This is a genomic window from Sphingopyxis sp. SCN 67-31, from assembly GCF_001725095.1.
Map to the genome: position 1 here is coordinate 18,662 of NZ_MEFH01000082.1, position 8,697 is coordinate 27,358.

General features: G+C 64.1%; 14 protein-coding genes. 7 read left to right on the forward strand and 7 right to left on the reverse strand.

The window, feature by feature from the left end; translation table 11 throughout:
* The first annotated feature begins 9 nt into the window (after window positions 1-9).
* The 5 genes from ABS88_RS17265 to ABS88_RS17285 all read left to right on the forward strand — a co-directional run bounded on the left by ABS88_RS17265 (window position 10) and on the right by ABS88_RS17285 (window position 2,545).
* Window positions 10-495, forward strand: coding sequence for an SRPBCC family protein (locus ABS88_RS17265; protein WP_286750211.1), 486 nt, complete (start codon window positions 10-12; stop codon window positions 493-495).
* Window positions 492-926, forward strand: a complete 435-nt coding sequence (locus tag ABS88_RS17270) for a disulfide bond formation protein B (protein WP_186401307.1) — start codon at window positions 492-494, stop codon at window positions 924-926. Before ABS88_RS17265 ends, ABS88_RS17270 begins: the two co-directional genes overlap by 4 nt.
* On the forward strand, window positions 923-1,567 hold the full coding sequence (locus tag ABS88_RS17275; protein ID WP_186401306.1) for a DsbA family protein: 645 nt from the start codon (window positions 923-925) through the stop codon (window positions 1,565-1,567). Before ABS88_RS17270 ends, ABS88_RS17275 begins: the two co-directional genes overlap by 4 nt.
* A 190-nt stretch (window positions 1,568-1,757) precedes the next feature.
* Complete coding sequence (locus ABS88_RS17280; RefSeq protein WP_186401305.1) at window positions 1,758-2,063, forward strand: hypothetical protein; 306 nt, start codon at window positions 1,758-1,760, stop codon at window positions 2,061-2,063.
* 65 nt (window positions 2,064-2,128) lie between these two features.
* The gene (locus tag ABS88_RS17285) at window positions 2,129-2,545 is read left to right on the forward strand and encodes a hypothetical protein (RefSeq protein ID WP_186401304.1); all 417 of its coding nucleotides are present in this window, start codon (window positions 2,129-2,131) and stop codon (window positions 2,543-2,545) included.
* A gap of 26 nt (window positions 2,546-2,571) precedes the next feature.
* On the opposite strand, the gene ABS88_RS17290 is transcribed toward ABS88_RS17285, so the two are convergent.
* From ABS88_RS17290 to ABS88_RS17305, 4 genes are all read right to left on the reverse strand, one after another.
* Window positions 2,572-3,231: a class I SAM-dependent methyltransferase gene (locus tag ABS88_RS17290; protein WP_186401303.1), complete on the reverse strand. Its 660-nt coding sequence runs from the start codon at window positions 3,229-3,231 to the stop codon at window positions 2,572-2,574.
* A 47-nt stretch (window positions 3,232-3,278) separates the two neighbouring features.
* On the reverse strand, window positions 3,279-3,968 hold the full coding sequence (locus ABS88_RS17295) for a helix-turn-helix transcriptional regulator (RefSeq protein WP_186401302.1): 690 nt from the start codon (window positions 3,966-3,968) through the stop codon (window positions 3,279-3,281).
* 126 nt (window positions 3,969-4,094) lie between these two features.
* Complete coding sequence (locus ABS88_RS17300; protein WP_186401301.1) at window positions 4,095-6,041, reverse strand: cytochrome c/FTR1 family iron permease; 1,947 nt, start codon at window positions 6,039-6,041, stop codon at window positions 4,095-4,097.
* 5 nt (window positions 6,042-6,046) lie between these two features.
* Entirely contained in the window at window positions 6,047-6,688 is a 642-nt protein-coding gene (locus ABS88_RS17305; RefSeq protein ID WP_037553278.1) for a cation efflux transmembrane domain-containing protein, read from the reverse strand.
* Window positions 6,689-6,758: 70 nt separating this feature from the next.
* On the opposite strand from ABS88_RS17305, the gene ABS88_RS17310 reads away from it, so the two are divergent.
* The gene (locus tag ABS88_RS17310) at window positions 6,759-7,172 is read left to right on the forward strand and encodes a MerR family transcriptional regulator (protein ID WP_186401300.1); all 414 of its coding nucleotides are present in this window, start codon (window positions 6,759-6,761) and stop codon (window positions 7,170-7,172) included.
* 35 nt (window positions 7,173-7,207) lie between these two features.
* Here the strand turns inward: ABS88_RS17310 and ABS88_RS17315 are convergent, their stop codons facing one another.
* Complete coding sequence (locus ABS88_RS17315; protein WP_081611194.1) at window positions 7,208-7,435, reverse strand: GDCCVxC domain-containing (seleno)protein; 228 nt, start codon at window positions 7,433-7,435, stop codon at window positions 7,208-7,210.
* Complete coding sequence (locus ABS88_RS17320) at window positions 7,428-7,787, reverse strand: mercuric ion transport protein, MerT (RefSeq protein ID WP_254535760.1); 360 nt, start codon at window positions 7,785-7,787, stop codon at window positions 7,428-7,430. Before ABS88_RS17320 ends, ABS88_RS17315 begins: the two co-directional genes overlap by 8 nt.
* 72 nt (window positions 7,788-7,859) lie before the next feature.
* Between ABS88_RS17320 and ABS88_RS17325 the strand changes: the two genes are divergently transcribed.
* Entirely contained in the window at window positions 7,860-8,261 is a 402-nt protein-coding gene (locus ABS88_RS17325) for a MerR family transcriptional regulator (protein ID WP_186401299.1), read from the forward strand.
* Window positions 8,262-8,344: 83 nt separating this feature from the next.
* Here the strand turns inward: ABS88_RS17325 and ABS88_RS17330 are convergent, their stop codons facing one another.
* The gene (locus ABS88_RS17330) at window positions 8,345-8,695 is read right to left on the reverse strand and encodes a copper-binding protein (RefSeq protein WP_286750212.1); all 351 of its coding nucleotides are present in this window, start codon (window positions 8,693-8,695) and stop codon (window positions 8,345-8,347) included.
* Window positions 8,696-8,697 lie beyond the last annotated feature (2 nt).

Sequence of the window (8,697 nt, forward strand, 5' to 3'; positions counted from 1 at the left end):
GGAGACGTGATGGAGTTCGAGCGGGAGCATGATCTCCCCTATAGTCCGGAGCAGATATGGGCGGTTCTCGGCGACTTCGAGAACCACCGGATCTGGAATCCCTATGTCCGCATCGAGCGTTTGACCGAGGACCCGATCGCGATCCGCTATTCGATGCGAATGGATCCCCACAAGCCCAAGTTTCTCGAGGTTCCCGCTGCGGTAACGTCAGCGCGCCCCGGGGAAGAACTGATACTCGACGTGAAGCCTAGCTTCATCCTCCAGTTCGAGGAAAGCTACATCCTGACGCCGACGGCAAGCGGGACGAAGTTCGTCCACCGCTACCGCTGCCGCGGGCCCTTTGCCTGGCTCCGGCTTCCCGGCATCAAGACCAGCTTCCAGAGAATGATCGGGTCGATCGACGGCATCCTGCTCAGCTATCTCAAGTCCAAGTATAGCAAGCCGCAATCGCCGCCCCGGCGAACCAAACCGAAGTTCAGAGGTGGCCGGCGATGACGAGCTTTCCGCTTCTCGCTCCGCACAAATGGCGTCCGCTCGGCGCGGCCTGGACGATTGCCCTCTTGTCGAGCCTCGCCGTCCTCTTCGTCGGCGAGGTCATGGGTCAGGCACCGTGCGATCTCTGCTGGTTTCAGCGCGCCTTCATGTTCCCGCTCGCGATCATTCTCGGCATCGCCGCGTTCAAGTCGGACCGCGCCGTCATTCCTTACGGGCTGGCGCTGGCCGCGGGAGGCAGCCTCGTCGCCCTCTATCATAGCCTGCTCTATGCCGGCGTCATTCCGGCCCCGATCGTCCCCTGCACCGGCGGTCCCTCCTGCTCGGGCGAGAGCATGGCGATCGGAGGCGTGCCGCTGCCCCTCCTGTCGCTCACCGCTTTCGCGATCATCCTTATCCTCTTGCTCAACTTCCAAAGGAGACTGAAATCATGAACAGACGTATCGGAGTGGTGGCCACGCTTGTCGTTTCGGCACTCGCCTTCACCGGCGGCGCGATGCTCTACAGCGGAACCGCCGAGGGCGAACCCACGAAGAAGGTCGTGGCGGGGCCCGTCGACAGCCTCATTCGCCCGCACTCGCCGATCATCGGCCCCAAGAATGCCCCGGTCACGATCGTCGAATTCTTCGACCCGTCGTGCGAGGCCTGCCGCGCCTTCTATCCGACGGTGAAGGGCATCGTCGCCAAATATCCCAAGGATGTGCGTCTTGTGATGCGCTACCTGCCGCTGCACCCCGGCTCGGCCGAGGCGATCGTGATCCTCGAAGCCGCGCGCGTGCAGGGCAAGCTTGTGCCGGTGACGGCGGCGCTGCTCGAGGCGCAGCCCGACTGGCATGACGGGAAGATGGACGGCGCCTGGGCCGCGGCCGAGAAGGCCGGCCTCAATGTCGCGAAAGCGCGCGCGATGCCGACCGCCGATGCGATGTCCTGGATGGAACAGGACATTGCCGACGCGCGCGCGGTCGGCGTCAAGGGCACCCCGACATTTTTTGTCAATGGCGAGATGCTCGTCCAGCCCAGCCCCGAACAGGTCGAGGCCCGAGTCCAGGCCGCCGTCGCGGCAAAGGGCAAATGAGGGCCGCACCCGCCCCGCTTCGTCCACGCGGGGCGGGTGCCCACCATCCGTCGCGACGCTGTCTCTCCCGCCATCGGCCTGTCGCATGGACACGCCGGGTCACCGGCCGATCGGCGGCGGTGGAGGAAATATTCACAGCGCATTCAAGCATGAAGGGGGATTTTGACCGCCACGAAAAGGAGAGACTGACATGCGAAAACTGATGACGATCGCGGCTGCGATGCTCGCCTTCGCGGTCCCCGGAACGGCGCTTGCCCAGCATCATGGCGATCGCGGCGGATATAGCCGCGGCCATGATGCGCCGCGTGGCCACGACCGCGACTATCGTTCGAACCGGCACGACCAGCCCTATTATGGCAATGACCGGGGCTATCGCGGCTACGACCCCTATTATCGCGGATACGATCGCCGCTACGAACGCCGCGACCGCTACGAGCGGCGCTATCAGAAGCGCCGGATGCACCACCACCATCGCGGGCGTCACTGGCGCGGGTGAGCCGGCAGGGACGTTGGCGCCGGGATAGTGCTCGTCTAGGAAGGGCCGCTTCTATGGGGGGATAGATGATGCGGCACCGATCCGAGACATGGCTTGCCTGGTTTTCGCTTTTCGCGACGACGATCCATTTCACCCTCGAAACCTGGTATCATATGGTCTGGGGGCAGCCGCTTCAGGCGTTGCTCGTCGACTATATCAGCGTGGCGCTGATGATTTTCGGGGCCGTGACATCGCTCCGCATCAGGCCGCGTAGTGCGGCCGGCCTGCTGGCCGCCGCCTGGACCTATAATCTCGGCTTCGGGTGGCGGAGCGCCTTTGGCAGATTGGAGGCGCTGGAGCGCGGCGCAGCGCCGGTCAACGGCGAGGCGTCCTTCGTCCTCCCGATCGTCGCGGCCTCTCTCATGATCGCGGCGATCGTGATGGTCTGGGCGCTCTTTCTCGCCTGGAGGCAGGCGTTGAGCCCTTCACCGGCGAACGGCTGACGGCGGGCGCGACACCCGGCTGATCGCTATCGCCGCGCGCGGTAGATCGAAATCGAGCCGGTCGGCGTCGGGATGACTTTCATCTCTTCGACCGCCTCGAAACCCGCGGCTTTAAGGATTCCCGGGACGCAGCCCTTCGCGTTGGGTTCAGTATATTCGAACCCGTCGAGCAGCTGGATCTGGCGAAAAAGCATGCGCATCAGCAGCGACCGCTGCTCGCCATAGTCGGCTATGAAAAGAGTCCCGCCCGGCCTCAGGAGCCTGAACATCTGCGCGGCAATCGCTTCCTTGACGGCCATCGGGCACTGGTGAAGGACAAGGCTTGATACGATCTTGTCGCATTGCCGGAGTGCGTCGATGCCGTCCAGCTCGTCGCCCATGGCCTCGAACCATCGAATCTCGGTATCGGCAACCTCAGCCTTGGCGCGCGCGATTTCCAGCACGGCGGGGTCGGGATCGACCGCCAGAACTATGCTTTCCGGCGCCGACTGCTTGAGGGCGATTGCAAATGTTCCCGTGCCGCACCCGATGTCGACGATCCGCTCGCCCGGCCGCGGTTCGGCGAAGCGCAGCAAGTCGCTTCGCCATCTTTTCTCTCTGGTCATGAGGGCTATGGCGGCATCGTAGCGGTCGAGCGATCCGCTCTTGCCGAGTGCCGGGACGAAGTCTCTTTGTGCGTCTGACATGATGCCCCTCTACTAGGCGTCATCACGCACCGGCTTGAACGGAGAGGCTATGATTCGATGAAAAGGTCGCTTGCCCGAATACCGAACATCGCCTTGATCGTGCGGGCGAAATGCGCGCTGTCGCTGAACCCGGCCATATGTGCGGCCTCGGTCGCGCTGCGGCGCATTCCCAATTCGTCGAAGGCGATAATCAACCGTCGCCAGAGCACAAAGCGCTGGAAGGGCATGCCGATCTCGGCGGCAAAGAGATGCCGGAAGCGGCCGAGCGAAAGGCGGCTCTCTTCCGCCACATCCGCGAGGCGGACAGAGCCCATGGGGATCAGGCGGTCAATCGAGGCGGCGGCGCGGGTGATGCGCGGATCGAGCGGGGGGCGGGTGCCTCGCATGAGCCAGTTTTTCCAGAAGGAACGCTGTCCCGGCATCTCGACATGAATCGGATCGGAGCAGATCAGCCGGTTTTTCAGTTCTACCGGCGGACCGAAGCCCACTGTCGGCTCGACGAACCATAATTCGGCCGCGGGAGCGGGGAGCAGCCGGTGCACGGTATCGGGTTCGATGAGCAAGCAACGCCCCGACAGGCGCGCGCCATCAGCAGTGACCACCGTAAGCGGCTCAGCACAGAATACTGCCTGCGCCGCAAAATGACGGTGCGCGGCGGCATCGCCAACCGAACCCGACCAGAGAGCATGATAGTCGCCGAGGCTAAGTCGGCCGTTCCAGTTGGACGTGTCGGGCATCGGGTCTCGATAGCAGGCCTAACTCATGTGCGTAACGGGCGCTGGGTTAGCTGTCTGGCTCGGAGGCTCTTTTCGGAAGCCGCCGCACGGCCAAGGAGAAGTGCGCCGACCCCGTGATGATTACCCTCATTGACCCTGCGTTGTCTCGACCCGGCGATGTTGCCGACTGTTGTGACGATAGCCGATCCAGAGGATTGCAAGCGCGAGAAGCTGGAGCAGCAACGGTTCGAGCGAAGGAAATATCCCCATCGTCGGGAAGCGAGGAAAATGAGCGAGCGGTGTGATGCCGAGGAGGCCGGCTTCCTGTAGCGCGCCCGCGCCCTTGCCGGCCAGGACAACCGCAAGGATGGCGATCAGTGCGGAGCTGTAGGCGAAAAATTTCCCGATCGGCAGGACCCGGCTGTAACGAAGCATGACCCATGCGATTGCTGCCAGGATCACCACTGCAGTTCCGGCTCCGGCAGCGATCGCGCTGCGGCTCCCTTGCGCGGCGAGAGCTGCGAAAAACAGGATGGTCTCAAAGACTTCCCGATAGACCACGAGGAAAGCGAGCCCGAACAGGAACCAGGCCGAGCGGCGCGAAAGCGCCTTGCCCATCGCTTCGCGGATATAGCGCTGCCAGCTCTCCGCGTGCGACTTTCCGTGCATCCAGATGCCGACCCAGACGAGCACGACTGCGGCGAAAAGCGAGCCAAATCCCTCTGTCAACTCGCGGTTCGCTCCGCTGATCGAGATTGCATAGGTCGCGACTGCCCAGGTTGCGCCGCCGGCAGCCAAGGCTGCGATCCAGCCGCCATGGACATAGGGTAGGACCTCAGGCCGTTCGGCCTTTCGCAAGAAAGCGATCATCGCCACGATGATCAGAAGCGCTTCGAGACCCTCGCGCAGCAAGATGGTAAGCGCCCCGACAAAGGTCGATGCGTCGCTGGCTGCATCGGGAGACAGTGCAGCTTCGGCATCGGCGAAAAGGGTTTCGACTGCGGCGGCTTTACCCGCGACCGCATCGACCGGCACACCTCGCGCGATGGACACGCGATAATCGGACATCGCGGATTCGATTTGCGCCATAAGGGCGGAATCGCGCGTCGTCAGGATCGGCTCAATCGGTTCGAAACCGTCGAGATAGGCGGACAGCGCGAGACGCTCTGCCTCGCTCCGGTTTCCCTTGCGGTATGCGGCAAGGCTTTGCGCCAATTTGTCACGCGCAACCGCAAGCGTCGCGGGCGAAGCGGTTGTCAATGCTTGGGGATCGGAACGCAAATAGGCGGTAAGCGCGTCGGCCTGCTCCGATCCCAGCCCACGACCAAGCACTTCCGGGCTGAGACTCGTGAAGGCTTGCAGGTCGGGGACCAGTTCGCGCGCCGCAGGGGTCTGGTTCCAGACACGCCGGCCGGCTGCGACGTCGCGAAATGCAAATCCACCGGCATAGGCTGCTACCGCCCAGCGGTCGTCGGAGGGCAAATGGGCAAAACTGGGCATGGACGTGCCTTCGAGCCCCTGTCCTATGACCTGATAGAGCGCGAACAGACTGCGCTTGCGAGCGCGTCCGGCGTCGGTGAAATCGATAGGTGCCGGGTCGAGCCCCTTGGCCTGATGTCCATTGCCATCGCCGCGCGCCCCATGACAGCTGGCGCAATTTTCCAGATAGACTTGGGCTCCGCGCCGGGGATCTGGAGCGTTGCGCGGCGCGAGGGGCACGGGGTAGGCGGCGAGGAGGTCCGCCGCGAGTCCGCGCGCCTGGCCAGCCACCTTGCCGGGGCTCGCCTTCGATGCGATCGCCGTCTGGAGTTGTCCCGCTTCACTGACAAGGCGAGCCCGCGCCGGGGATACCGGAAGCGCTTCGATCCCCTTGCGAACGGTGGCGGAAAACTCGGTCATCTCGGAATATTCGACCGTGCTCGTCACCACGCCATTCGAGACGGCTCCACCATAGTCGACCGCAACATAGTCCAGCAGGCGCCATATGGTCTGGACTTCGTCGGCATCAGTGCGGGCCTGTGCCGTCGGCACGACGAGGCCGCCGATTGCAGCAAGCGCGATCAGCAGAGAGAGAAAGCGGCGGGCGGGGGGCATTGGCCCTATTGTCCGGGCACAGTCGACAGTTCGCGCAATTCGGTCCGCGCGCTGCGTAGAATCTCATAGGCCGAATGCAGGAAAAGCGTGGCAATGATGGCGGCGACTGCAAGGTCGGGCCAGGCTTGCCCGGTCCATGCGACGAGGCCGGCGGCGATGATCACCGCCACATTGGCGATCGCGTCGTTGCGGCTGAACAGCCACACCGCCCGGACATTGGCGTCGCCTTCGCGGAACCGCGAGAGGACCGCGGCCGAGGTGAGGTTGACGAGGAGGGCGGCGGCGCCGATGCCGCCCATCAGCTCGGCTTCGGGCGGAACCGCGGTCAGGGCACGCCACAGCGCGACGCCGATGACCCCTATGCCGAGCGACAGCAGGAACAGGCCTTGGGCTAAGGCGATACGCGTGCGGGCGAGCGCAGTCCAGCCTATCGCGACGAGGCCGGCCAACGTGATCGTGCCGTCGCCGATAAAGTCGAGCGAGTCGGCTTTCAGCGCCTGGCTGTTGGCGATGAACCCGCCGACGATCTCGATCGCGCCGAAGCCGAGATTGAGAATTACGACGATCCACAAGGCCCTTCGATAGGCGGGATCGCGTTCGGCCCTGACGGTGTCGCCCGTGCAGCCGCAATTGCTGTCGTTGCTCATTCCCCTGTTCTACATTCTACAGTAACTGTAGAAGCAAGCTGAAATCGAAACGAGACTGAGAGGAAGGGAGATGGCGCGCGACACGCGGCTGCCGATCGGCGGCCTGGCGAAACGCACCGGCACCAAGGTAAACACGATCCGCTTCTATGAGGATATCGGATTGCTGCCTTGCGCAGCGCGCACAGCCTCTGGCCGGCGCACCTACGGGGATGAGGATGTCGGGCGCCTCGCATTCATCCGCAATGCCCGCGGCCTCGGCTTTTCGATCGATGAAATCCGGTCGTTGACGGCGCTGGCCTTGGGGCCGGGGCAGGACTGCGCCGAAATCCGCGCGCTTGCGGCGCGTCACCTGCTCGATGTCGATGAAAAGCTGGAACGGATGGCGCGGCTCCGTGCTGAACTTGCCCGTATCGTCCAGCTCTGCGATGGCGGGCCGGTGTCGGATTGCCGGGTCATCGAGGCCATCGCCGCCGGAAATGCCTAGCCGCCGCGCTATCGGGACTGTCGGCGGCTTGCGGCTCAGCCGCAGCAACTGCCCTTGCCGCCGTCAACCTGTATTGGCGGGCAGGGTACCGTGCCATAGGAACAGAAGACACAGCAGTCTCCTGGCAGCGGCTTGAGCAGCGCGCCGCATCCCTTGCAGTCGTAGAAATACTGACACGCATCGGTGGGCATGATTTCGTCGGCGATTTGACCGCAGAGCGGACACGTCAGCGTCGATTGCAGGACCGGCGAGGGATCAAGCATAGCGATAGCCAAGCCATAGGAGGACGGCGCCGAAGAGCAGGCCGACGAAGGTCACGACGCGCAGCGTCGCCGGCACGCATAGGCCATCGGCGCCGCAGCGCGCCGCGCGCATCTGCTGGCGCGCCAGCAGCACGCCACCGGCGACGAGCGAAATTGCGCCGAATGCGACGAACCAGAGCCGGTAGGGCGCGGCCGGGACCGCTATGCCGACGAGCCAGGCGGACCCGAGCCCCGCCGAGGCAAGCAGCATGGGAAGCGCGCAGCAGGTGGCTGCGAGAAAGCCCGATGCGATCCCGCCAAGCGCCAGCGAAATGGCCCCAAATCCTTTCGGACGCCTTGCATCTCCAGCCAAATTCTACCTCCTTGTTTCGCGGTATCGGCAAGTCTACCATCTGTAGTGACTACAGATGCAAGCGGAATCGCAATGGCCCCCTCAAGCACCATCCCCATCGGCGAGCTTTCTCGGCTTACCGGCTGCAATATCGAGACGATCCGCTATTATGAGCGCATCGGCATTCTGCCCGCGCCGGTCCGGTACGGGCGATTTCGCCGTTATGATTCAGCTGGTGTGCGGCGCCTTGCATTTGTGCGGCGCGCGCGCGAACTGGGTTTTCCCCTCGATACGGTCCGCACTTTGCTCCTTCTGGCCGAAGGCGGCAGCCATAGCTGCGATCAGGTGCGTCAAATGGCCGAGGGCCAGCTTGCCGAAGTCCTCGCCAAGCGCGCCGACCTCGACCGCATGGCCGCTGTCTTGGGCGATCTTGTCGAGGCGTGCGGCGCCGGCGATGCCGGGGGCTGCCCGCTTCTGGAGGCGCTGTCCGACTAGGTTTGAGTGCAGCCGTCTTCCGCCAACACCCCAAAGCAGCTATTGCGCGCGGCAGTTGGGCCGCCGCGCGCAATGGCGGCGCGTTACGGCGCCTTGTCGAGCTTGGTGATCGTCCCGGCCTTGCCGTCCCAGTCCAGTTCGAACGCGATCTTGTCGCCGACCTTGATATCCTTCAGCAGTTCGCCTTTCGCGGCGAAGCCCATCGTCATCGGCGGCCATTCGAGCTCGGCGATCGCACCATGATCGAGCGTGACCTGTCCTTTGGCGCTATCGATCGCGGTGACGGTAGCCGTGCCCTTGCCATGCTTGATTTCGGCCGGCGTCGCCATGGTTCCAACATCATCGGCCATGGCTGCCTTCTCTTCGGCTTTCGGCGCTTCGCCTTGCTTGTCGCAGCCGGCAAGCGCTGCGGCGAGCGCAAGGCCCAGCGCGATGA

What these genes read in the sequence shown, in the direction of transcription:
- ABS88_RS17325 (WP_186401299.1), top strand. Translation starts at nt 7,860, where the DNA reads ATGGCCCCCTCAAGCACCATCCCCATCGGCGAGCTTTCTCGGCTTACC.
- ABS88_RS17295 (WP_186401302.1), bottom strand. Translation starts at nt 3,968, where the DNA reads ATGCCCGACACGTCCAACTGGAACGGCCGACTTAGCCTCGGCGACTAT.
- ABS88_RS17280 (WP_186401305.1), top strand. Translation starts at nt 1,758, where the DNA reads ATGCGAAAACTGATGACGATCGCGGCTGCGATGCTCGCCTTCGCGGTC.
- ABS88_RS17310 (WP_186401300.1), top strand. Translation starts at nt 6,759, where the DNA reads ATGGCGCGCGACACGCGGCTGCCGATCGGCGGCCTGGCGAAACGCACC.
- ABS88_RS17290 (WP_186401303.1), bottom strand. Translation starts at nt 3,231, where the DNA reads ATGTCAGACGCACAAAGAGACTTCGTCCCGGCACTCGGCAAGAGCGGA.
- ABS88_RS17300 (WP_186401301.1), bottom strand. Translation starts at nt 6,041, where the DNA reads ATGCCCCCCGCCCGCCGCTTTCTCTCTCTGCTGATCGCGCTTGCTGCA.
- ABS88_RS17305 (WP_037553278.1), bottom strand. Translation starts at nt 6,688, where the DNA reads ATGAGCAACGACAGCAATTGCGGCTGCACGGGCGACACCGTCAGGGCC.
- ABS88_RS17265 (WP_286750211.1), top strand. Translation starts at nt 10, where the DNA reads ATGGAGTTCGAGCGGGAGCATGATCTCCCCTATAGTCCGGAGCAGATA.
- ABS88_RS17270 (WP_186401307.1), top strand. Translation starts at nt 492, where the DNA reads ATGACGAGCTTTCCGCTTCTCGCTCCGCACAAATGGCGTCCGCTCGGC.
- ABS88_RS17315 (WP_081611194.1), bottom strand. Translation starts at nt 7,435, where the DNA reads ATGCTTGATCCCTCGCCGGTCCTGCAATCGACGCTGACGTGTCCGCTC.
- ABS88_RS17275 (WP_186401306.1), top strand. Translation starts at nt 923, where the DNA reads ATGAACAGACGTATCGGAGTGGTGGCCACGCTTGTCGTTTCGGCACTC.
- ABS88_RS17285 (WP_186401304.1), top strand. Translation starts at nt 2,129, where the DNA reads ATGATGCGGCACCGATCCGAGACATGGCTTGCCTGGTTTTCGCTTTTC.